Below are 23,257 nucleotides of genomic sequence, written 5' to 3' on the forward strand. Positions count from 1 at the left end.
CGTTGCTTACATGCGTGTACGAGTGGCGAGTCCGCCTCGGCACGGGACTCGCATTGGGTTCGGCCGTACCCGTCGTCGAGATCGCGCAGCGCGGTCACCGTCGGCGAGGTGCCGTCCCTATCGAGCCTTTTGGCTCGCACCACTCTCCGAGGAACGACCCATGGCATTTGCGATCGATCGCACCCTTCTCCGGCGCGCCGTCGACGGCGAGACGAGCGCCCTCAACTCGCTTGTACAGGAGCTACGGCCACACATCGAACGGCAGCTTCTCCGCTACCCCGTGGCCGACGAAGATCGGCGCGATCTCCTCCAAGCGACGTTGATGCAGGTCATCCGCCGTCTCGGCTCTTTCCGCGGTGATTCCAGCTTCTCCACGTGGCTCTTTCGGGTCACCGCCAACGAAGCGCTCATGATGATGCGGTCGCAGCGCCGTCATCGCGCGCGTCTGGTCGAGGGGCTCGATCTCGAGGAGCTCGGATCTCTCCCGGCGTCGAACGACGGTGAGCTCACGGCACGCGGCGATGTGGGTGCCGCCAACAGCGAGCGCGATTCGCGGGTCCGCAACGCGCTCGAGGAGCTGCCCGAGGACTACCGCAACGTGGTGGTCGCGCACTACCACTTGGACCTGGGGCTCCAGGAAATCGCCGACCGCTTCGAGCTGAGTGAGAGCGCCGTTCGTTCGCGCTTGCACCGCGCTCGCTCGCGCCTGCGCACGATGCTCGAGGCCACCCCGCTCGCCGCCGAGGCCCGCGAAGAAGCCGCGCGCGCGCGCCGCGCCAGGGTCACCGCCCGCCCGGTCGAGGCTCCGATGGCCGTTGCCGCAGCAACGATGGACATGGTCGTCGCCTCCGCCGAGATGCCGCCGGCGCCGCCCATCAGCAGCGTGAACCTCACCGAGGCCGCCGCCGCGGAAGCCGCCGCCGAAGCGGTCCCGGCACCGGCCGCGAGCTCCACCAGCCTCGAGAACGCCGCCTAAGAAGCTTCCAGCGGGGGGAAAGGCTACAGATCGCAGTCGGGGCTACGGGCTTCCGGCTGCCGGCTACAGGGATAACGGTTCTTCCTTATCCGTAGCCGCTTCGCGCTCGGCGCGTCTGTAGCCGCTTTTGCGTTTGGCGGGTCGGTGGCTGTTCGGGCTTGGCGCGGCCTCGTACGCGCTTCGCGCGCCTGCAGCCGCTTTTGCGTTCGGCGTCGCTGGCAGCTTTGGGCTTGGCGGGTGGGCCCGCTTCGCGCTCGGCGCCAACCGCTTTTGCGTTTGGCGGGTCGGTGGCTGTTCGGGCTTGGCGCGGCCTGGTACGCGCTTCGCGCGCCTGTAGCCGCTTTTGCGTACGGCGTCGCTGGCAGCTTGGGGCTTGGCGGGTGGAGGCCCGCTTCGCGCTCGGCGCCAACCGCTTTTGCGTTTGGCGGGTCGGTGGCTGTTCGGGCTTGGCGCGGCCTGGTACGCGCTTCGCGCCGGCGCGGCGGTGGTTGTTCGCGTGGGCGCGGCGGGAGGTGGGGCGGTGAGATGGTCGCATCTTGCGTGGAGCGTGGTAGTGACTCAGGCGTGAGCTCTGTTCGCCTTGCCACCCCCGATGCGGTTCTCTTCGACCTCGACGGTACGCTGATTGATTCGTGCGCCGATATTGCGGCTGCGTGCAACCATGCGTTGGTCACCCATGGCCGCGCGGCGCTCGCCGGCGAGACCATTCGAACGTATGTGGGCGATGGCGCCCGTGTTCTGCTCGCGCGGGCCTTCGGGCTCCCGCGCGAGTCGACGGAGCTCGACGCCCCGCTGGCCGCCTTTCATGCGTACTACCGCGCGCACCCGGTCGACCAGACCACCTTGCTCCCCGGCGCGCGCGCGTCGCTCGATGCCCTCCGCGACCGCAAACGCATCCTGGCGACGAACAAACCGCGCGATACCACCTTGCTCGTGCTGGAGGGGCTCGGGCTCCTCGGCGACTTCGACGCGATCCGCGGAGGCGGGGATGGCCCGCTCAAGCCGCACCCGTTCACGCTCCTCTCGGCCCTCGAGGAGGTCGGCGTGGCGCCGGCGCGCGCGTGGATGGTCGGCGACGGCCCGCAGGACGTGGGCGCCGGAAAAGCCGCGGCGTGCGGCGCGACCATCGGCGTGCTCGATGGATTCGTCACCCGGGAGCGGCTCTATGCCGCGGAGCCGGACGTCGTCCTCGGCTCGCTCGACGAGCTGGTGCCGCTGCTGTCATCGGCTATGTGAACGCGTGCGCGGACGTGCACGCGTCCACCGGCGCCGGCTCGCCGGCTACGGCTCCGGCTTGACGTCGATTTCCTTCATGCGCGCGCGCGTCGCCTGAAACGCCTCGTAGACCGGGCGGAAGCGGGCCTTGTCCTGCGCGAGATCGTCCTTTTCGTCGGGATCGGCGGCGAGGTCGAACAGGCTGTAGTTGTTTCCGCCGAAGTGGATCAACTTCATCCCCGGCGTTGGGCCGTGGAGGATGGCCCGTCGCATCCCGGTGTAGGGGCCGAGCGGCATATCGATGTAGACGTCGCGCTCGGCGAAGGTATCGCCCTTGGCCCCCAGGAGATCGTCGATGAGGCTCTGGCCGGAGAGCTCCCCCGGCGGCGCCTCCACGTGCATGATGTCGAGCAGGGTCGGCACCAGATCCACGGCGCCGCGCTTGACGGGAACATGGTGCGGCGAGAGCCCCGGCACATAGACGAGCAGCGGCACCCGGATCAGCACCTCCCAGATCTCGTGACCGTGCCAGTTCATATGGTGCTCGCCGAACGCCTCGCCATGGTCCGCGGTGACCACGATGGCGGTCTTCTTTCCCCAGGGCTGCGCCGCCAGCTGCTCGAGGATGCGGCCGATGTGGTGATCGACGAACCACACCTCGCCGTCGTAGGCCGCCTTGGAGATCTTGCTCGCCCCCTTGGCACCCTCCGGTAAAAAGTTCGGAGCCTCCGCGTGCGGCGCATATTGCGCGTGCGGATCGAAGTAGTGGAGCCACATGAAGAAACGGCCCGAGACGTTCTCGGGCTTGGCCAGCAGCTTGAGCGCGGCGTCCGTGAGCTCCTTGCTGGTGACCGAGGTGTCGGTGTCGCCTTGGCCGGTGGCGGGCTTGGCCGAGGTGTCCCACTCGTCCATCCCTTGCGCGAGCCCGCTGCGCTTCTCGAAGTACCAGTGCGAGGCGGCCCCGAAGGTGCGGATGCGCGCGTCGTGGAGGCGCTCGGTCACGAAGACGTTGGCCTTGTCGTAGGTGTTGAAGTGGGAGCCGTTTCGAAGGGTCTCGCTCGGGTACTTGCCGATGAGCAGCGGGCCAAGGCTCTTTCCCGTGTAAGAGGCGAAGCTGTAGGCCCGATCGAAGATGACCGACTTCTCCGCCAGGCGGTCCAAGTTCGGGGTCACCGCCTTGTCGTACCCCATGAAGCCCACGTCGGGCCGCAAGGTGTCGACCGTGATCAAAATGAGGTTCAAGTCGTTCGGCAGCTCCGCCTTCGCACGACCCGCGCCCCCGGCCGCACCGTTCGCCTTGGCGCCGTTGGCCGCGTTGGCCCCGCCGGTGCTCGAGGATCCTGGCGCAGACGGCAGGGGGGTGTCGCTCCCGGAGCAATCTTCGTCGATGCCATTTCCAGGCACGTCGAGGGCCAGCGGCGAGCGCTTCGGATCGCGATCGTCGCAGTCGCCGCCGCCGAAATACGCCGATGCGCCATCGTGATCGCGGTCGGTGACCTTGCGCAAAACGGCGATGGCGATGCTGCCCAGCGGCGCGTCGCGCTCGAGGCTGCGCGTCACGAAGGGCGCGTCGTTCAAGGCGCGGGCCTCGCGCGCGGTGAGGCCCAGCGGCGCGAAGGCGACCAGCGCGCACACCACCCAACGAAACACCGACACCCGGCGGCGCGCCAGCGCGATCGGCGCGGTGTAGGCGCCGGCGGTGATGGCCAACAGATCGACGATGGGGCGCAGATCCAGCTCGGAGCGTTTCAGGACGCCGAAGATGCCGAGCGCGCCGCCGCCTTCACCCCCGGTGTCCCCCGCCGAGACGCCGTACGCGAACACCACGATGGAGAGGAGCAACGCCACCGCGCCCGTGGCCACCGGATCGATGAACCAGGGGTGCTCGGCGGCGCCGGTGGCCAGCACCCGGCGCAGCGGCGGAACGAAGGAGAGCGCCACCGCCGAGAGCCCCGCCAGGATGGCCATCGAGGCGAGCGAGAGCTCCATCCCGACCTCGAGGGCCGCCCCGCGCGCAAAGAGCTGCCGCGCCAGGTTGGCGACCAGCACGATCCAGAGGAGCCCCACGAAGATGGCCAAGGGCACGATGGCCGCCGTGCGCGAGCGCATCAGGACGGGCTGCGCGCGCAACGTGGCCAGGTGCTCGCGCCAGGAGTACGGGCGATCGGGCTCCAGGAAGGACATGACGCAGCCCAAAACGGCCGCCAAAAGGAGGGCAATCGGCAGGACTACCGCGGCGTCGGCCAGCAAGAGATCGATGTAGCGGGGCGCGTTGGCGCCGCTTCCAGCCGAGAAGCATGCGCGGGCCTCCATCGCCGCGACCAGCATCGCCGCCACGGCGCCCCCCGCGAGCGCGACGGTGAGTCGTTTGAGCCAACCGAAAAGTACGGGCGCCATCCCCGCCCTTGTTACTTCGGAATTCGCGCGCGGGCGAGAGGGTGCGCGGCGTCGTACACCCGCATCAGGTGATCCATCGAGACGTGGGTGTAGCGCTGCGTGGTGGAAAGCGAGGAATGGCCGAGGAGCTCCTGGATGGATCGCAGGTCGGCGCCTCCTTCCAAGAGGTGGGTCGCGCACGTGTGGCGGAGCGCGTGGGGGTAAAGATCCGCCCGGCCGGCCCCGAGGGCGCCGTACTTCGCGACGATGCGCTCGATCGCACGAACGCCGAGCCTTCGCCCGCGGGTGCTGAGAAAGACGGCGTGGGGGTCGATGGCCAGGGTTCGGCGATGCCGGAGCTCCGAGCGAACCGCCAGGTACTCGGTGAGGGCCTCCACGCAGAGGCGCCCGAGCGGCACATAGCGTTCTTTGGAGCCTTTGCCGAGCACGCGCGCGGTCGCGCCCGGCAAATCCAGCTGCGAAAGCGAGAGGCCCGAGAGCTCGCTCACGCGCAGGCCCGAGCCATAGAGCAGCTCGAGCAGCGCCCGATCGCGCTTGCCCGCGGCGATGTCCGTCTCGGGGGCCTCCACCACTTGCTTGGCGGCGTCGACCGACACGAATGTCGGCAGCGGCTTTTTCACCTTGGGGCTGGCCAGCTCGTCGGCGGGGCTGGTCTCCAAAATGCCGCGCCGGCGCATCCATCGCATCCACGTGCGAAGCGCCGCCAACTTCCGCGACATGGAGTTCGGCGTCACCGTGCGCGCCAGCTGCCCGAGCCACCCGCGCAAAAAGTACACGTCCAAATCCTGCACCCGTCCGGCGCGGGGCGCGCTCGCGCGGGGGTTCTTGGGCAGCTCCGAGCCCCGCTCGCGAAAAAACACCACCAGGCTCGTCAAGTCCCGCCGGTACGCCGAAACCGTGTGCGGCGACGCCCGCTTCTCATCGCGCAAATACGCCACGAAACCGTTCAGCGCCTCTTCGATCTCCACGCCTTTACCGGCGTAGCACCCGGGCCGGCCGGGGGGCAAAGTTAAGTGGGGCCTCCGGCTCCCGCACCCCAATCCTCCCGCTGGGGAAAGGGAGCTGCCCTCTGGGGAGAGCGGCCCTCGGGGGAGGGAGCTCCCCTTTTGGGGGAGGGCGCTGCCCGAAGGGCGATCGGCGAGGCGCGGCGCGGCGGGATGCTAGCCCCGGCACGCGCGTTCCACGTCGTCCACCGACTTTGGAATGGCCCCCGTCAGCACCTCGGGCTCCCGCTCCGTGATCGCCACGTCGTCCTCGATGCGAATGCCAATCCCGCGCCATTCGGGCGGCACGTTCGTGAAGTTCTTCGATATGTACACCCCCGGCTCGACGGTGAGCACCATCCCCGGCTCCAAAGGCCGCACCTTGGCGCCGACGAAGTAGCCGCCCACGTCATGGACGTCCATGCCGAGCCAGTGGTTGGAGCGGTGCATGAAAAACGGCTTGTACTTCTCCTCGGCGATGAGCTTCTCCGGCTCCCCCGAGAGGAGACCGAGCCTCACCAGACCGCGCGTCACCACCTCCACGGCCCGATCGTGCACGGCGTCGATGGGGGTGCCCGCGCGGCACGCCGCGATGGACTCCAGCTGCGCCTCGAGCACGACCTCGTAGAGCGCGCGCTGCTCCCGCGAGAACGTCCCCGAAACGGGGAAGGTGCGGGTCACGTCGCTGGCGAAGTATTCGTACTCGGCGCCGGCGTCGATGAGGAGAAGGTCGCCCTCCTCCATCATCCGACCATTCTCGATGTAGTGAAGCACGGTGGTGTTCGGGCCCGAGCCCACGATGGGCTGGTAGGCCGCGCGCTTGGCGCCCCGCCTTCGGAACGTCTCGAGGAACATCCCCTCGATTTCCGCCTCGTTCATCCCCGGGCGGGCCATGGCCATCGCGCGCACGTGCGCCTCGGCCGTGATGGCCGCCGCCTTGCGCATCTTCACCAAGTCGTCCTCGCTCTTGAAGAGGCGCTGCTCGTGCAGCACCACCCCGGGGTCCACGATCTCGCTCGGAAAATGGTGCGGGCTGCGCCCTCGCATCCGCCCGCGCTCGATGGCCGCCAGCACCCGCGCGTCGAGCGAGCGATTCCGGCCGATGCGGTAGTAGAGGCGGTGCTGGTTCTGCAGCAGCTTGACCAGGTTCGCGTCGAGCTCGGCCAGGTTGAACGCCTCGTCGGCGCCGAAGTTGGCCTTGGCGCCGTCGATGCCGGCGCGGGCGCCGTCCCAGATTTCACTTTTTGGATCGCTCGGCCGCACGAAGAGCGTGGTCTTGCGCTCCCGGGTGGTCATCACCAGGATCGCGTCCGGCTCCTCGAAGCCGGTGAGATAGTAAAAGTCGGAGTCTTGGCGGAACGGATGATCGACCGTGTCGTTGCGCACCTGGGTCTGCGCCGCCGCCACCACCGCGATGGCATCGTCCCCCCGCGCCTCTGCCATCCGAGCGAAAAATGCCTCCCGCCGCCTTCGGAAAATCTCCTGCATCCGTCTCCCCTCGCCCGTCATCCGAACTTCTCAAAACTTGGCCCACATCGCCCCACAGACGAAACTCGGCGTATGCTCCAGACCGAGGACCGTCGCCGAAAGCGTAGCTCCGATCCGCTCATTGCCCTTCACTACCAGCTTTCGCACGCGCGCAGCGACGCTTCCCTGGAGACCCTGGTGCTCGCCGACCCTTCGGGCGTGGTGGTCGCAGGAGCCGGATCGTGGGCTGCATGCGAAGAGCTCGCCGCCTACGCGCCCCTCCTCGCGCGGATCCCATCGTCCGAGGGTGGAGCCAGCTTCGAGGACGGCTCGATCTCGCGCATCCTGGCCATGCGTAGCGAGGTCGAGGTCCGCGAGCTCACGATCTCGGGACAAAATGTTTTCCTCGCGGCCCGCGGCCAAGGAAGCGGGACCACGATCGCGATGGATCACGCAGCCCAAGGCATCTCGCGGATTCTCTCCGCGGCGTAGAGATGCTAGTTCCCATGTCCGCATGGGCGTGGGCACGGGCACAGGTGGTGGTGGTGAGGGCGGCGGCGGCGGTGGCGATCAGGGCGAGCGCGGTGGCAGCTCGAGACGCCGTCGTCTCGAGGGGGTCATCCCGGACCTGATCAAACGCGCCGTGGAGATCGGCGTGGAGAAGGCGGCCGAGGCGCCCGACACGGTGAAGCACCTGATGGGCGAGCTCAAGCTTCCCAAGGAGATCGCCGGCTACATTTTGGCCCAGATCGACGAAACCAAGAACGGGGTCGTGCGCGTCGTGGCCAACGAAGTGCGCGATTTTCTCGAGCACGCGAACTTGGGGGCGGAGGCGGCGAAGATCCTCACCTCGCTCCAGTTCGAGGTCAGCACGACCATCCGCTTTCGACCGAACACCGCGCGCCCCGACCGCGGGCAGCGCGGCTCGCGCCCCCGCGGCGAGGGCGAGGGCGAGGGCGACGATCAAGACGAAAATGGCAATGCCTCGGGGGAGGAGTCCGCGCTCCCCAAACCCGAGGTGAAAACGGATATCTACGTCAAGCGTGACGAGCGGCGCGACCGCCGTCGGAGCTCAAAGGAATAAGAAGGAAAGAAGGAATGACCAGGAGCCCGCGTGCTGGGGGGGAAATCGACAGTTACTGCACGAAATGTCGTCTCGTGCTGAACCACCGCATCATTGCGATGGTGGGCACCAAGCCCGTGAGGGTGGAGTGCTCGACGTGCGGCTCGCATCACAACTATCGACCGCGTGCTCCGGGCGACAAAGGCGAGCCCGCAGTCCGCACGCGCGCCAGCGGTAGCGGCATCTCGACCCCGCGCCCCGCCCGCATTTCGGGCGCCGCAAAGGCCGAACAAGCCAAAGTGTCACGCGAGCAAACGTGGGAAAAAGCCATCGCCGGCCGCGGCGTCTCCGATTTTCGCCGCTACAGCGTGGTGCAGACCTTTCAAGAGGGCGATCTGATTCACCACGCCAAATTCGGCGACGGAGTGGTCACACGTGTGCTGGATCCCCGCAAGGTCGAGGTTCTCTTCCGCGATGAACCGCGCACCTTGGCACAGGGTATGATTGATTGAATGATGGACGAGTCGCCATGCCGGCTCGTCCATCGTGTTCATGCGGTCCGCACGCCTCTTCGTATCCGTAGCTCTGCTGGCGCTCGCAACCAGCGCCAACCGGGAATCTCCGCTGGCCGGGGCTCTGCTCGCATGGAGCAGCCCCGCCGGGTCGATCCCCGTGCTCGCGGCGCCCGAACCGCTTGCGCCATCGGCCAGCCGGGGCGAGGCTCCTCGGAGTCTTGCCGCGGACAGCACCTCGGCCACCGCGGGCGGCGCGCCCGCGGGCGGCGCGACGGCAGGGGATCCCGTACGGCTGGCGCCGGGCCCCGATGGAAGCCTGGGCGCTTGGCTGTTCGTCGGCCCATTTCGCTCCGCGACCTTTGCGCCCAAAGGCATGAGGCCCCCGCCGGGTGTCGACGCGCTCGGAACGGCGCCCTTCGGCATCGATGAAAAGGCGCTGACCCCCGAGCTCGGACGCGCCGAAGGCGGCGTGGCGCGCTGGCGGATCGGCTCGAGCGCCGATGGCCCCATCGACGTCAAGCGCGCGCTCGATGCCCGTGAGAGCGATGTCATCGGGTATGCCGGCGCCACCTTGCACATCGAGCGCGCGGGCCGGTACCACCTGCTCGTCGGCGCCGACGATGGCATCCGCCTGCGGGTCGACGGCAAGACCGTGCTCACGCGCGACGAGCCAAGGCCCGAGCGCGACGACGACGATTTGCTCGCGCTCGATCTCGCGGCCGGCGAGCACGCGATCTCCATGAAGCTGCACCAGCGCGACGGCGCGTGGTCGCTGCACGTGCGGCTGCTCGACGAGGAGCTCCGCCCGCCCGCCGGGGCCTACCTGACCTTCCCCGGGACCACGCCAAACGATTCACGGGCGCTCGCATCGAGCATGGCCTCCGTATCCTTGGACCGCGGGGTGCGCGGCGACGGCTACCACCCGCGCCTCACGGTGCGCTTCGCCGAGGGGCTCCCGCTGGGCGTTCCCCTCCCCGTCCGCGCGCGGCTGCTCCCTGGCCGCGCCAACGCGGTGAGCCCGAACGGCGCCACCGCCGCCGCCCCGCTGTTCGACGTATCGGCCGGCACCTTGGCCGCGGAGATGGGCGAGATGCAGATCACCCTCCCCGTGCTGCGGCCCGAGGAGACGCCGGTCGAAGACCAGGACCTGGTGCTGGAGACCGCGGTGGGCGAGCGCACCTGGCGCTCCCCGTTTGCGCCGCGCAAATTCGTCCGCGAAGCGATCGCGCACCTCGAGCGCGCCATCGCCGGTTTGGGGATGCCCACGCCGCCGGCGGTCTTGCCCGCGCCGTGGCTGCGCCGGGGCACCCTCGAGAGCATCACCCACCTTCGCGATCGCCTGGCGGCCTACGCCTCGCGCGGCGACACCGATCTGGAGGCGCAGCGCGAGGAGGCGCGCGAGCTCGAGGCGGCGGCGGCGGCGCTCGAGCGAAAGGCCGACCCGTACGCGACCCGCGCGGGCCCCCAGCGGCGCGCGTACCTGGCCCCCGAAGACGATCACCTGGCCGAGTATGGCCTCTACGTGCCAGCCCAAGCGGCGTCGGCGCCGAGCGGCTCGACGCGCAAGTGGCCGCTGATCGTGGCGCTGCACGGGCTGAACGGAAAGCCGATGGCCATGCTCCGCTACGTCTTTGGCTTCGACGATCCGGCGCGCGACCACGAGTGGGAGGACCGCCACTCCATGGCCTTCCCGCCGCTCGACGCCTTCGTGGTCACGCCGAACGGCCACGGAAATACCATGTACCGGCACCTGGGCGAGGCGGACATCCTGCACGTCATCGAGGAGACGATGGCGGCCTACCCCATCGACCCCAGCCGGGTGACCATCACGGGCCCATCGATGGGCGGCATCGGCTCCGCCGCCCTCCCCTTTCGCCACCCCGGCATGTTCGCGGCCGCCGCCCCCTTGTGCGGCTACCACAGCTACTTCGTCCGCCGCGACTTCATCGGCAAGCCGCTGCGGCCTTGGGAGCGCGCCTTGGCCGAGGAGCGCTCCAACTCGGAGTGGGCGTTCAACGGCAAAGATCTGCCGCTCTACATCGTGCACGGCACCTTGGACCAGCCGGAGATCAACAGCGGCGTGCTGATCGCGCGCTACGAGGAGCTGAAGTACTCCATCGTCCACGAGCACCCCAAGCTGGGGCACAACGTGTGGCAGACCACCTACGAGAACTTCAAGGGTGCCAACTGGCTGCTCGCCAAGAGCAAAAACCTGCATCCTACATCGATTCGATTTCGCACCATGCGGCTCCGTGAAGAGGGCAACGCCTGGCTCCACGTGGCCGAGCTCACGGCGCCCGATGTATGGGGCGAGGTCGACGCGCGCATCAAAGGCCGGAGCGCGTTCGAGCTCACCACCAAGGGCGTGAGCGCGCTCGGTCTCGATCGCGACGAGAAGCTGGTCGACGCGCAAAAGCCCATCACGGTGACCATCGACGGCGCATCGCTGACCTTCGAGCCAGGCGTACCTCTGGTGGCGCACCGCGAGGGCTCGAGCTGGAGAGCCGGGCCGCGCGAGCAAGCGGGGCTCGTCAAGCGCGGCGCCGTCACGGGCCCCATCCGCGACGCCTTCCACGAGCCGCTCTTGTTCGTCTACGGGGCCGATGATCCGGCGCAGGCGCGCGCCAACGAGGAGGTCGCGCGCGCCTGGGCGAGGGTGGGCGGCGGCGTGGACATTCACTACCCGGTGATGAGCGACGCCGAATTCTTCGCCAAGGGCGAGCCGCTCGACAATCCGCACGCGCTCTTTCTCGTGGGCAACGCCAAGTCGAACCGCCTCGTTCGCGAGCTGGAGCCCGATTTTCCCATTCGAATCGACGGTGACACCGTGGTGGCCGAGGGCCGAGTGTTCAAGGGGTCGCAGCTCGGCACCGCCTTCATCCGGCCCAACCCCAAGCGCACCGATCGCTACGTGGTGGTCGTCGAAGGGGTCGATGCGCTCGGCACCTGGCGGTCGCTGTCGCTCCCCGATCTCATTCCGGATTTCGTCGTCTACGACGAAAAGGTCGCGCCCTCGCGCGGGCAGGTGCTGCTCAACAACGGCGCCGTGCTGGCCGCCGGCTTCTTCCGCAACGATTGGTCGCTCCCGTCGACCATGTCCGATCCGCTGGCCCGCACCGCGCGTCCGGCCGCAAAGACCGAGCACGACGCCACGCCGTATCTGCCGTGAATGCTCGGCGGTGCGGCCGTGCCGGGGGGTGCGGTCGCGCCGGGGGCGTGCGACGCGCGGCGCAAAAGTTGGGGGCCGGCAGGGCGACGAGCGCAGGTGGCGAGGGTGGGGCGTCGTGATTTAGCATGGTGGGATGAGCACGAACGGCGGATCGTGGGCGCCCTTTCCGCGGCGGTACAATGCGGCCGTCGACCTCGTGGATCGGCATGTGACCGAGGGGCGGGCGGAGCGCATCGCCTTTCGTGACGATCGCCGGACGGTGACGTACGGGGAGCTCGCGCGGCGGGTCAATCGGGCGGGCAATGCGCTCTTGGGGTTGGGGATGGAGCCGGAGCAGCGGGTGATGCTGCTCATGCACGATACCATCGACTTTCCGGCGGTATTTTTGGGGGCCATCAAGGCGGGATTGGTTCCCGTGCCGGTCAATACGCTCCTCACGACCGAGGACTATGCGCACTTTCTGAGCGACAGCCGAGCGCGGGCGCTGGTCGTGAGCGAGGCGCTGCTCCCCAAGGTCGAGGCGGCGCTCGGGGGCGCGGCGAAGCTCCGGTCCGTGATCGTCGCGGGTGCGGGAGATGCGCTCGATGCGGCGAACGCGGGGCGTGGGGGCGGCGTGCCCGAAGGGTCGCGGTACGAGCGGCTCGAGGTGCTCTTGGAGGGCGCGGACGACGCGCTCGAGGCGGCGCCGACCACCCCCGACGATGTGGCGTTTTGGTTCTATTCGTCGGGCTCGACGGGCGCGCCCAAAGGGGCCATTCACCTGCATTCGCATTTGATGCAAACGGCGCGGCTCTATGCGCAGGGGGTGCTGGGGATTCGAGAGGACGATATCGTCTTTTCCGCCGCCAAGCTCTTTTTCGCCTATGGGTTGGGCAACTCGCTCACCTTTCCACTTTCGGTGGGGGCCAGCTCGGTGCTCATGGCCGAACGGCCCACGCCCGCGTCGGTGCTGCGGGTGCTCCGCGAGCATCGACCGACGATTTTTTGCGGGGTGCCCACGCTCTTCGCGGCCATGTTGGCGGACGCCAATGTCACGCGGGAGGCGGGCTCGCCGGCGCTTCGCGTTTGCACCTCGGCGGGGGAAGCGCTGCCCAAGCACGTCGGGGAAAAATGGCGGAAGCGCATGGGCTGCGATATCCTGGACGGCATCGGCACCACCGAAATGTTGCATATCTTTCTCTCCAATCGCCCGGGCGAAGTTCGATATGGCACCTCGGGAAGACCGGTTCCCGGCTACGAGCTGAAGGTGCTGGGGGACGATGGCGTCCCCGCCGCCGCGGGCGAAGAAGGCTCCCTCTGGGTGCACGGGCCGACGGCGGCGATCGCCTATTGGAACCAGCGCGACGCGAGCCGCGCGACCTTCCACGGTCCGTGGACGCGCACGGGGGATCGGTACGTGCGCGACGCCGAGGGGTACTTCACGTACCTGGGTCGCACCGACGATATGCTCAAGGTGGGCGGCATTTGGGTCTCGCCCTTCGAGGTGGAGTCGGCGCTCGCGGCGCACGAGGCGGTGCTGGAGGCGGCGGTGGTGGGGCACGCCGACGCCGATCAGCTGGTGAAGCCAAAGGCGTTCGTGGTGCTCCGTCCGGGGGTCGAGGAGAGCGAGGCGCTCTCGAACGAGCTCAAGGAGTTCGTGAAGAAAACACTTGCACCTTACAAATATCCGCGTTGGGTGGAGTTCGTGGCGGAGCTGCCGAGGACGGCCACCGGGAAGATCCAGAGGTTTCGGCTTCGTGGGTGAGCGCTCGTACATCGTGGCGGGCGGGCACCAGCTCGAGGTGGAGCGGCATCGCGCGCAGCCGCGCCACGGCGGAGCGCCGCGCCCGGTGCTGGTGTTCTTGCACGAGGGGCTGGGGTGCCTCGCGGCGTGGCGGGATTTTCCCGAGGCGCTGGCCGCGGCAACGGGGTGCGATGCCCTCGTGTACAGCCGCTGGGGTTACGGCGGCTCGGAGGCGGTGTCGCTCCCGCGGCCGCTGACATACATGCACGACGAGGCGGTCACCCTCGCAGAGGTGCTCGAGGTGTGCGCCGTCCCGCGCGCGATCGTGATCGGGCACAGTGACGGTGCGTCGATTGCCATTTTGCACGCGGGGGGAGGACGGGCGGGCGGGCGTGTTCGCGGGTTGATCCTCGAGGCGGCGCACGTCTTTTGCGAGGACCTGTCGGTCCGGAGCATCGCGGCCATCCGCACGGCGTACATGGAGGGCGATCTTCGCGAGCGGCTGCGCAAGCACCACGGCGACCAGGTCGATGGCGCGTTCTGGGGGTGGAATCGGGCGTGGCTCGATCCGGATTTTCGGCATTGGAACATCGAGTCGGCGCTGCCGGGGATCGAGGTGCCCGTTCTGGTGATTCAGGGGGAGGAGGATGTATATGGGAGCATCGCGCAAATCGAGTCGATCGAAGCGCGCTGCCGCGGCCCGGTGACACGGCTGCTGCTGCCGCAGTGCGGGCATGCGCCGCACAAGGATCAGCGGGAGCCCACGTTGAACGCCATGGCGGGGTTCGTGAGCGCGTCGATGGGTTCGTGAGCCGGTCGACGGCTTGGCCCGCGCTGCGCGGCGCGTAGGTCAGGAGCGGCGGCGGCCCGCACCACGACGGGGGGCGGGACGCGGCGCATCTTCGTACGACGGCGCCGCCGAACGCCCGCGTGTCGGGGCTGCGCCGCGCTCATCGATGGCGCGTCGATCGCGCGCACGCGGCGTCTTTTCGAAGACGCGTTGAATGGCTTCCCGCACATGCGATCCATCGTGCCCTCGCCCCGAGCGCTCCGGCCCCTCGCTCCGCGGTCGCTCGCCGCGCTCCGAACGCGCCGGGCGCTCGCTTCGCTCTCGCCGCACCGGCCGCTCCCCCCGTTCCGCACGCACCGGCCGCTCCGCACGCTCTCCGCGCACCGGCCGCTCCCCGCGCACCGGACGCTCGCCCCGTTCCGCACGCACCGGACGCTCGCCCCGTTCCGCACGCACCGGCCGCTCCCCGCGCACCGGACGCTCGCCCCGTTCCGCACGCACCGGCCGCTCGCCCCGTTCCCCGCGCACCGAACGCTCGCCCCGTTCCGCACGCACCGAACGCTCGCCCCGTTCCGCACGCACCGGACGCTCCGCACCATCCCCCCACCCCTTGGCCCCCGCGCCTTTTGCAACCCGACGCCGATCGTGCGCCGCCGCAGGCCGCTGCGGACGCCCGCCGGAGGCAGCCGCCGCGGGCAACGTCGGCATCCGCTTGGGAACCCCATACTCCTTGCGGAGCGCGACCAGCTCGTCGCGCGTCAGGTGGCGAAAGTCACCGGGGCGGAGCCCCTCGCTGGTAATGCCGGCGAACGACAAGCGCGCCAAGCGCATCACCGGAAAACCCGTGGCCTCGCCCATGCGACGGATTTGTTGGTTGCGGCCCTCGCGGATGGTCAGCTCGAACCACGTTTTGCCGTCCTCGTGCCGCAGGAAGTGCAGGTCGGCGGGACGGGTCACGCCATCTTCCAGGCGCACGCCCTTGGCCCATCGTTCGAGATCGTTCGGCTGCATCTCGCCCGAGACCTTGACGACATAGGTCTTGGGGGCCGATTTGCGCGGGTGCAGAAGCACGTCGGAGAAATCGCCGTCGTTGGTGGCGAGGAGCACCCCGCTGGTCGCAAAGTCCAGCCGGCCCACCGAATAGACGCGACCGGGCACCTTGGTCAGGTAATCGCGTACCGTGGGGCGGCCCTCGGGATCGCTCATGGTGGAGACCACCCCGCGCGGCTTGTGCAGCACCACGTACACGAAGGGTTCGGCGATGACCCGCTTGCCGTCGACCTCGATCTTGTCGGAGGATGGATCGGCTTTGGCGCCCAGCTCGGTCACGATGCGCCCGTTGACGCGCACCCGACCCGCCGAAATCAGCTCCTCGGCCTTTCGCCGGGACGCGAGCCCGCCTTGGGCCAAGATTTTCTGAAGACGGTAGGTAGCCATGCGAGCCGCTTTCTCTTATGAATTTCCACCATGCGTCGCGTGGAAAAACCTTGGGGGTACGAGATCATCTGGGCCGAGGCCGAACGTTATGTGGGCAAAATCTTGCACATCAACGCCGGCCAAAGGCTCTCGCGTCAGTACCACAATCGGAAGGAAGAGACCTTCTTCATCCAAGAGGGCGAAATGGATCTCGAGCTCGGCCAAGGCGCCGACATCAAGACCATCCGGATGAAGAAACACGACAGCTACCACTGTCTGCCAAAAACCATCCATCGCATGGTCGCCGTCACCGAGGTCGACGTCATCGAAGTCTCCACCCCCGATCTCGACGACGTCGTCCGCCTCGAGGACAGCTACGGCCGCGAAGGCACCAGCAAGCCCTAGCGAACCGAACCAAAACCGGTCCCAAAGCCGCGTCCGACCCGCGCATCCGGCGCCAACACGCCCGCCCGGGGCGGACGCCCCTCGACCGTGCCCGACCGGTCACTCGAAGACGATGGCAACCTTGCCAAACGCCTCCCCGCTGGCAAGCCGCGCGAGCGCCTCATGGCTCCGCGCAAACGGAAAGACGCTGTCCACCACGGGGTGCACATCGTTCACCTCGACGGCACGAACCAGCGCCTCGAAGCTGCTCCGGCTGCCCACCCCAATGGGCCGCAGGATCGTCTTTCGAACGATGGGCACCACCACGTCGAACTCGGCCACCCGTCCCGCCACATAGCCAATCAAGCTCACGGTGCCCCCGATGCGCGTGGCCGCGATCGAGCGCGAAAGCCCTGCCCCGCCGGCCACATCGAGGATTTGATCGGCGCCCCGCCCCTCCGTGAGCCCGAGCACCCGCTCGTGCCACCCCTCCGCCCCGTGATCGATCCCGTGCGAAGCGCCGAGCCCGAGCGCCCGATCGAGCTTCGCCCGCTGCCCCGACGTCACGATCACGCGCGCACCCGCGAGCTTCGCCAGGAGCACCGCAAAGAGCGACACACCGCCGGTGCCCTGCACCACCACCGTGTCCCCCGGCCGCACCTGCCCCGAGACGAAGAGCGCATCCCACGCGGTCACCCCCGCGCACGGCAAGGTCGCCGCCTCCACGTCCGACAGGTTGCGCGGCGCGCGGACCGCCGCGTGCTCGTCGACCACGATGTACTCGGACAGCACGCCATCATCCGGCAGCGCCAGCCGGCGCCGCCGCACCTCGTCATTGGCCTCGCCGCTGATCCAATCGGGGAAAAACGTGGGTGATACGCGATCGCCCGCGGCAAAGCGCGAGACCTCCGCCCCCGCCTCCACCACCTGGCCCACGCCATCGGAGAGCGGAACGAAGGATGGGGGCAAGGCGCCGTGGGCCCCGCGGAGCATATCGACGTCGCGGTAGTTGAGGGAGAACGCGCGCATGCGAACCAAGAGCTGCTTGGGCCCGGGCTTGGGGATGGGACGCTCCTCGATGCGAAGTCCACCCTTGCCGCCCGCGTCTGCAATCATCGTTTTCATGCGCCTGATTGTGCGGCCGCGCAGCGCCCTGCAAAGATGACGCATTCGCCCGACGGACATGCAAGAATGCACGCGTGGAATCCTGGGACGATTTACGCTTTTTTCTCGCGGTCGCGCGCCACAAGACCCACGCCGCGGCAGCCAACGCGCTGCAGGTGGACGCCACCACCGTCGGCCGCCGCATCCGCGCGCTCGAGGAGCAGTTCGACTCGCGCCTCTTTGCGCGCACGCCGAACGGGCTCGCCTTGACGGAGGCCGGCCTCGCGCTCGCGCCGCACGCCGAGCGGATGGAGTCGCAGGTGCTCGCGGCGGAGGGCGCGCTCGGCGGGGTGGATTCGCGGCTCGAAGGGGTGCTCTGCCTCACGGCCGGCGAAGGGCTCTCGAGCTATGTGCTCGCGCCGAAGCTCCTGGAGTTCCGGCGCGAGCACCCCGCCATCCGCATCGAGATCCGCGCGGAGAACCGCACCCTCGACCTCTCGCGCCGCGAGGCCGACGTGGCGGTGCGGCTGTTTCGACCCAAGGAGCGCTCGCTCGTCGCCCGCCGGATTGGAAACCTCACCCTGGCCGTGTACGGCAGCCGCGACTACCTCCAGCGCCGCGGCCGCCCTCGAAAGCTCCGCGATCTCGCCGCGCACGACTGGGTCGGCTTCGACCCCTCGCTGGATCGAACGCCGCCGTCGAAGTGGATGCGCCGCCATGTGCCCGCCGAACGCTGGGTGCTTCGCTCCAACACCACCACCGTCGTTCTCTCGGCCTGCGCCGCCGGCCACGGGCTCGGCCTCCTCCCCAGCGCCTACGTCCCCTTCTACCCCACGCTCGAACACGTCGTTCCCCAGGTCGCGGTACGCGCCGAGATCTGGGCGGTCACCCACCCGGACATCTACCCGAGCGCGCGCATCAAGGCGCTCCTCGCATGGTTAGGCCGTGCCCTACCCAGCGACGAACCCGCCACTACGAACGCGACCCCGGCCGCTCGAAGGTCCGCTTCATCACCTCGAGCCCCCTCTCCATGAACCCGTCGATGGTGCTGGCCGGATCGTTGGGGAGCAGATCGGCCGTCCAGACCACCAGGCTCTGGTCTTCGCCTTCATCGAAGATTTGCAAGACGCCGTTGTGATGCTCGAGCCCGAACGGGGACTCGACCACCGTCCACGCCAAACGCCGCGTCTCGTCATCGAGGTCGACCAGCCGCTCCCGCGCCACCGCGCCGTTGGAGAACGTGACGATGCGGGCGTCGCCATCGAGGCGCGCGTCGGTGACGAACCCCGGCACCAGCCGCCGGTGCAGCGCTCCAAAGTCGCGGGCCGCCGACCAGATGCTCTCCGGCCGTGCGTTGATCACTACTTCTTTGCGGATGGATGCCATGAGCCGTCTCCTTCCGACCTTTCGTCGAACCTTCGCCCGAGGTCCAAGGTAGGGAGAGCCGCCTCGCGCGGCTTGGAGAAACTTGCGCTCGCGGTTTACTTCTTCTTCTTCGGCGCGCTCGGCGCGACCGAGCTCGCCGGCTTGCCGGTGGAGGGAGGTGCCCCCGCGTCCTTGATGAACGCGTCTTGTCCGGGCGCGGCGCTGGGCTCGACCGACTGACCGAGCTTCTCCCGCGCCTTGCGCTCTTCGTCGTCGAGCTCGGCGCGAACGAGCTCGTCGCGGTCCCAGCGATCGACGTGGCCATCGTTGGTCTCGTCGAGGCCCATGCGTTCGAGCTTGCCGCGCGCGTAGATCTCCCACACATCGGGCCGGCCGTCGAAGTTGCGGTCACGCTTGATGCGCGAGAGCTGGCCGTTGGTGTAGACCTTCCACACATCGGGCTTGCCGTCGTGGTTGGTGTCGACGTTCTCCTCCGCCAGCCGGCCGGCGACGAAAGCGAGCCAGAGATCGATGCGCCCGTCGTAGTCGGTGTCGGCCTCCTCTTTGAGGGCCTCCCCCTTCTCGTTGAAGGTGCGCACGTCGTCTTTGATGCCATCGAGGTTCGTATCGACCTCGCGGCAGACCAAGGTCTTGTGCCGGGTCTCCCCCTCGCCAAACGTCTTGAACACGCGGCGAATGTTGGGCTTGAGCGCCCCGGTGCCCGCGGTCTCGCTGACCTCGAACTCCGGCTTGTTGCGCCAGTCGCACATGGTGCGATCGTCTTTGGGCCACTGGCTCGGATCCTTCGAGCCGCCCGGGGTCACCTTGGCGCTCTGCGGCGCAGGGGTGCCGCCGCCGCACCCCGCAGCACCGAGACCGGCGAGCGCGGTGCTCCCCAGGGCCACGGCCACAGCGAGGTACGCCAACGGCGATCGGGGCGAGGAGAGCGTTTTCATCGGGCCTTTCCTCCGTCTGCCGGGCTTTGTTGGCCTTGCCGGCCCTTGGCCCCCGCATCTTTTCCGCCGCTGGTGCTGGTGTCGAGGAGCTGCGACTCGGCGCTCGACGGGACCACCGGCTTGCCCGCTCCACCATCGCCCGCTCCGCCCAAGGATGCCGCCGTGCTCAAAGGAGGTGCTCCACCGTCGACGGAGGCCGCGGTCGTGATGGCGGTGCCGGACGCATTCAAGGTGACGGTGTCGTTGGGATCGGGCTGGCCGTCGTTGTTCTTGTCGAAGGCGATGGTCACTTGGTCTCCGTTCCACGTCCACCACTGGTCGACCCGGCCATCGCCGTCGTTGTCGCGCTCTCGTTTGGTGCGCTTGCCGGTGGCCGGATCGAAGTAGTCCCAGGTGTCCAGCCGGTGCTGGCCGGAGATGTCGAGCTCACGACGAACGAGCTTGCCGCCCTCGTAGTACTCGATGGCTTCGACCACGCCGTCGCCGTCGTAGTCGGCCTCACGGCGGCGAAGCTGTCCACTGGGGTCGTAGTATTGAAACATGTCGGGCCGGCCGTCGTAGTTCAGGTCCGTGATGCGGCAGACCTCCTTGCCCGACTTTTGATCGTAGACCATGCGGATGTCCGGCTTGGAGTCGCCGTTGGCATCGAACAGGGTGACCTTGTTGCCTGCCTCCGTGCAGGCCTCGTGTTCGATGGCCTCCGAGCGGGCGCCCACGGGGAGCTTCGAGTTGGAAACTCCGGAGGAGTCGCCGCCGCATGCAGCCAGCGCGACCATCAAACCTGCGACCCCGGCGCCTAAACCCAAGGCCGCGCCGGTCCATCCAAGAAAGCGAACTCGCATATGGGGCCGCGGCCACCATACCGAGCGGATCGACCCCCGAGCAAGCAAGACTGGCCCGAGGTGGCAGGGACTTTCCGCGCTTGTCTGCATGAGCTGAGGCCCTATCTGGGCGTTTCCTCGCATTTTGGGCTTGGATTTTCACGAACCGAAAGCGGTACCCAGCTCAACTATAGAGGCGGTTGGTCTCCCCTTGAACCGACACGTATATTCACGTAGTGTATGTTGCTGCCGCTGGGCGCGAGGTTACCACCTCGCACCTGCCCGACTCGAAGGAGGTACTTTTCGAAAAGGGTGATGGCGGCAGGCGTTCGCGTCGAGTACTGGAGGTTCGCGGGCAACGCTCAGGTTTTTCAGCGGCGCGTGGGATTTCAAGGGGTTTTGGCGTTCTTGCTCTCGATGAGGCACTGGCGATGTCGCGGAAGAAAATCTCGACGACCATCTACGTGACCCCGGAGCAGAACGACAAACTCAAGCTCCTGCACGAGCGGACCAAGGTGCCCGTGGCGGTCTACATCCGCGAGGGTATCGACCTGGTGCTGCGCCACTACGCGCACCTACTGCCGGGTCAGCTCCCCCTCGAGACGGGCAGCCGCCCCCGCACCGACGTTCGTCCCTCCGCCACCGACGGCCGCGACGGGCGCGATCCACGTGACGTGCGCGAGGTCCGGGATGTTCGCGATGGCGGAAGCCGGCCCGATCGAACCGACCGCGGCAGCGACTACCGCCTGGACTCCCAGCTTTCGCGGAGCGAGCCCCAGCGAACCGAGCGCGGCGAACGCGTGGAGAAGGCCGAGCGCCTCTCGGCGAGCCGGCTCGAAGGGCTCGATACGCTGGACGAAGGATCGCGGTCGGGTCAGGACGAAAAGGCTGCCGCCGGAAGCAAAAAGTAGTATCGGCATCCTGCTCGAATCCGGGGACTCCCGGGAATGCGCTTGCCGTGCTCGAACGCATCGGAGCAAGCCGGACACCCCACCATGCCTACGCCGCAAGAGTACATCCGCAACTTTTCGATCATCGCCCACATCGATCACGGAAAATCGACGCTGGCCGACCGCATCCTCGATGTCACGGGCGCGATCACGGAGCGCGAGGCGCGTGCCCAGTTCCTCGACAAGATGGACATCGAGCGCGAGCGCGGGATCACCATCAAGGCACAGAACGTTCGTCTGAAGTACACAGCCAAGGACGGGCAGACCTACCAGCTCAATCTGATCGACACCCCCGGCCACGTCGACTTCAACTACGAGGTGTCGCGCAGCCTGGCCGCGTGCGAGGGCGCCATCTTGGTGGTCGACTCGACGCAAGGAGTCGAGGCGCAGACCTTGGCCAACGTCTACTTGGCCATCGATCAGGGGCTCGAAGTTCTTCCGGTGCTGAACAAGATCGACCTCCCCTCGTCGGACGTCGCCGGCACCAAGCAGCAGATCGAGGACACCATCGGCCTCGATTGCTCGGAGGCCATCTCCTGCAGCGGCAAAACCGGGGTGGGCGTGGCCGAAATCCTGGAGCAGGTGGTCACCAAGATCCCGCCGCCGAAGGGGAACCCCGACGGCCTCCTGCGCGCCACCATCTTCGACTCCTGGTACGACAGCTACCGCGGGGCCATGGTCATGGTGCGCGTGGTCGACGGCACCCTCCGCCGCGGCGACAAAATTCGCTTCATGGCGACCAAGCGCGACTACGAGGTCACCGAGCTGGGCTCGTTCCAGCCCTTTCCGGTGGCGCTGGACGAAATCGGCCCCGGCGAGGTCGGGTTCATCGCGGCCAACATCAAGAGCGTGCACGACACCAAGGTGGGTGACACCGTCACCCTCGCCGGCAAACCGGCGGAGGTCCCCCTACCCGGCTTCAAAGACGTGAAGCCGATGGTGTTCGCGGGCATCTTCCCCACCGACAGCGCCGACTACCCCGACCTACGCGACGCGTTGGAGAAGCTGCACATGAACGACGCGGCTTTCTCCTTCGAGCCCGACTCCTCGGAGGCGCTCGGCTTCGGCTTCCGCTGCGGCTTTCTCGGCCTCTTGCACATGGAGATCATCCAGGAGCGGCTGGAGCGCGAGTTCAACCTCGATCTGATCACCACGGCCCCCAGCGTGGTCTACCAAGTCTACAAGAACGACGGCACGGTGGTGCGGGTCGAGAACCCGGCCAAGCTGCCCTCGCCGCAGTACATCGACCGCATCGAAGAGCCCATCGTCAAGATGTCGATCCACGTGCCGGCGGAGTTCGTCGGCGGCGTGCTGGCGCTCTGCCACGACAAGCGCGGCGTGCAAAAGGCGCTCACGTATTCCAGCTCGGACCGGGTCATCGTGACCTACGAGCTACCGTTCGGCGAAGTGCTCTTCGACTTCCACGACAAACTGAAGAGCATCTCGCGCGGCTATGCCTCGATGGACTACGAGCTGATCGGCTACAACCCCGACACCCTCGTCAAAGTCGATATCCTCGTCAACGGCGATCCGCTGGACGCGCTCTCCATCATCGTGCACCGCGAACGCGCCCAGCTGCGCGGCCGCGCCCTGGCCGAAAAGCTGAAAGAGTTCGTGCCGCAGCAACAATACGAAGTGGCGATTCAAGCCGCCATCGGCGGTAAGATCATCGCCCGCGAGACCGTGCGCGCGCTGCGCAAAGACGTGACGGCAAAGTGCTACGGCGGTGACATTTCGCGCAAGCGTAAGCTCCTCGAGAAGCAGAAAGAGGGCAAGAAGCGCATGAAGCAGGTCGGCAGCGTGGAGATCCCGCAAAAGGCGTTTTTGGCGATTCTCAAGGTCGACTGAGGGGCGCCGGCCTCCCATGGCCGGCGCGGTGTCCGTCGCAAAGGCATCGAAGGATGTGAGGCTCATCGGTCGATGTCGGAACTGCCGGTGTCCGGGCTGCGAGGGCACGAGCGTG

At 68.0% G+C, this 23,257-nt stretch carries 19 protein-coding genes and 1 pseudogene; 12 read left to right on the forward strand and 8 right to left on the reverse strand.

What is annotated here, in order from left to right:
• Positions 1–160: 160 nt before the first annotated feature.
• Positions 161–976 carry an RNA polymerase sigma factor gene (locus LZC94_24540; protein ID WXB11042.1) on the forward strand — a complete coding sequence of 272 codons (816 nt, stop codon included), beginning with the start codon at positions 161–163 and terminating at the stop codon, positions 974–976.
• A 564-nt stretch (positions 977–1,540) separates the two neighbouring features.
• A complete protein-coding gene (locus tag LZC94_24545) occupies positions 1,541–2,212 on the forward strand; it encodes an HAD-IA family hydrolase (protein ID WXB11043.1) in 672 nt (223 codons plus the stop codon).
• 45 nt (positions 2,213–2,257) lie between these two features.
• Here LZC94_24545 and LZC94_24550 read toward each other — a convergent pair whose 3' ends face one another.
• From LZC94_24550 to LZC94_24560, 3 genes are all read right to left on the reverse strand, one after another.
• Positions 2,258–4,588, reverse strand: coding sequence for a sulfatase-like hydrolase/transferase (locus LZC94_24550; GenBank protein WXB11044.1), 2,331 nt, complete (start codon positions 4,586–4,588; stop codon positions 2,258–2,260).
• An 11-nt stretch (positions 4,589–4,599) separates the two neighbouring features.
• Positions 4,600–5,526 carry a tyrosine recombinase XerC gene (locus LZC94_24555; GenBank protein WXB20238.1) on the reverse strand — a complete coding sequence of 309 codons (927 nt, stop codon included), beginning with the start codon at positions 5,524–5,526 and terminating at the stop codon, positions 4,600–4,602.
• A 222-nt stretch (positions 5,527–5,748) separates the two neighbouring features.
• Positions 5,749–7,014 carry an aminopeptidase P N-terminal domain-containing protein gene (locus tag LZC94_24560; GenBank protein ID WXB11045.1) on the reverse strand — a complete coding sequence of 422 codons (1,266 nt, stop codon included), beginning with the start codon at positions 7,012–7,014 and terminating at the stop codon, positions 5,749–5,751.
• Between the two features lie 117 nt (positions 7,015–7,131).
• On the opposite strand from LZC94_24560, the gene LZC94_24565 reads away from it, so the two are divergent.
• From LZC94_24565 to LZC94_24590, 6 genes are all read left to right on the forward strand, one after another.
• Positions 7,132–7,530 (forward strand): hypothetical protein, encoded by a 399-nt coding sequence (locus LZC94_24565; GenBank protein WXB11046.1) that lies wholly within the window; start codon positions 7,132–7,134, stop codon positions 7,528–7,530.
• Positions 7,531–7,552: 22 nt separating this feature from the next.
• Positions 7,553–8,122 carry a hypothetical protein gene (locus tag LZC94_24570; GenBank protein ID WXB11047.1) on the forward strand — a complete coding sequence of 190 codons (570 nt, stop codon included), beginning with the start codon at positions 7,553–7,555 and terminating at the stop codon, positions 8,120–8,122.
• A 74-nt stretch (positions 8,123–8,196) separates the two neighbouring features.
• Entirely contained in the window at positions 8,197–8,613 is a 417-nt protein-coding gene (locus LZC94_24575) for a hypothetical protein (protein ID WXB11048.1), read from the forward strand.
• A 40-nt stretch (positions 8,614–8,653) separates the two neighbouring features.
• The gene (locus tag LZC94_24580; GenBank protein WXB11049.1) at positions 8,654–11,785 is read left to right on the forward strand and encodes a hypothetical protein; all 3,132 of its coding nucleotides are present in this window, start codon (positions 8,654–8,656) and stop codon (positions 11,783–11,785) included.
• A 133-nt stretch (positions 11,786–11,918) separates the two neighbouring features.
• Entirely contained in the window at positions 11,919–13,529 is a 1,611-nt protein-coding gene (locus LZC94_24585) for a benzoate-CoA ligase family protein (protein WXB11050.1), read from the forward strand.
• Positions 13,522–14,319, forward strand: a complete 798-nt coding sequence (locus LZC94_24590) for an alpha/beta hydrolase (protein ID WXB11051.1) — start codon at positions 13,522–13,524, stop codon at positions 14,317–14,319. Before LZC94_24585 ends, LZC94_24590 begins: the two co-directional genes overlap by 8 nt.
• Positions 14,320–14,358: 39 nt before the next feature.
• Here the strand turns inward: LZC94_24590 and LZC94_24595 are convergent, their stop codons facing one another.
• Entirely contained in the window at positions 14,359–15,735 is a 1,377-nt protein-coding gene (locus LZC94_24595) for a pseudouridine synthase (GenBank protein ID WXB11052.1), read from the reverse strand.
• Between the two features lie 30 nt (positions 15,736–15,765).
• Here LZC94_24595 and LZC94_24600 point away from each other — a divergent pair, with 30 nt between their 5' ends.
• A complete protein-coding gene (locus tag LZC94_24600) occupies positions 15,766–16,119 on the forward strand; it encodes a cupin domain-containing protein (protein WXB11053.1) in 354 nt (117 codons plus the stop codon).
• Between the two features lie 99 nt (positions 16,120–16,218).
• Here the strand turns inward: LZC94_24600 and LZC94_24605 are convergent, their stop codons facing one another.
• Positions 16,219–17,223, reverse strand: a complete 1,005-nt coding sequence (locus LZC94_24605) for an NAD(P)-dependent alcohol dehydrogenase (protein ID WXB11054.1) — start codon at positions 17,221–17,223, stop codon at positions 16,219–16,221.
• A gap of 74 nt (positions 17,224–17,297) precedes the next feature.
• On the opposite strand from LZC94_24605, the gene LZC94_24610 reads away from it, so the two are divergent.
• A complete protein-coding gene (locus tag LZC94_24610; GenBank protein ID WXB11055.1) occupies positions 17,298–18,236 on the forward strand; it encodes a LysR family transcriptional regulator in 939 nt (312 codons plus the stop codon).
• Here LZC94_24610 and LZC94_24615 read toward each other — a convergent pair.
• The 3 genes from LZC94_24615 to LZC94_24625 form a co-directional block, all read right to left on the reverse strand.
• On the reverse strand, positions 18,175–18,588 hold the full coding sequence (locus tag LZC94_24615; protein WXB11056.1) for an SRPBCC family protein: 414 nt from the start codon (positions 18,586–18,588) through the stop codon (positions 18,175–18,177). The two genes, LZC94_24610 and LZC94_24615, sit on opposite strands and share 62 nt — an antisense overlap.
• Before the next feature lie 95 nt (positions 18,589–18,683).
• On the reverse strand, positions 18,684–19,523 hold the full coding sequence (locus LZC94_24620; GenBank protein ID WXB11057.1) for a hypothetical protein: 840 nt from the start codon (positions 19,521–19,523) through the stop codon (positions 18,684–18,686).
• Positions 19,520–20,329 carry a hypothetical protein gene (locus LZC94_24625; protein WXB11058.1) on the reverse strand — a complete coding sequence of 270 codons (810 nt, stop codon included), beginning with the start codon at positions 20,327–20,329 and terminating at the stop codon, positions 19,520–19,522. The genes LZC94_24620 and LZC94_24625 overlap by 4 nt, the downstream gene beginning before the upstream one ends.
• Before the next feature lie 446 nt (positions 20,330–20,775).
• Here LZC94_24625 and LZC94_24630 point away from each other — a divergent pair.
• Positions 20,776–20,934 (forward strand): annotated as a pseudogene (locus LZC94_24630) (ribbon-helix-helix domain-containing protein).
• 405 nt (positions 20,935–21,339) lie between these two features.
• Positions 21,340–23,142, forward strand: a complete 1,803-nt coding sequence (gene lepA, locus LZC94_24635; GenBank protein ID WXB11059.1) for a translation elongation factor 4 — start codon at positions 21,340–21,342, stop codon at positions 23,140–23,142.
• Positions 23,143–23,257 lie beyond the last annotated feature (115 nt).

The sequence above is a fragment of the Sorangiineae bacterium MSr11954 genome, from assembly GCA_037157815.1.
Classification (GTDB): Bacteria; Myxococcota_A; Polyangia; order Polyangiales; family Polyangiaceae; genus Pendulispora; species Pendulispora albinea.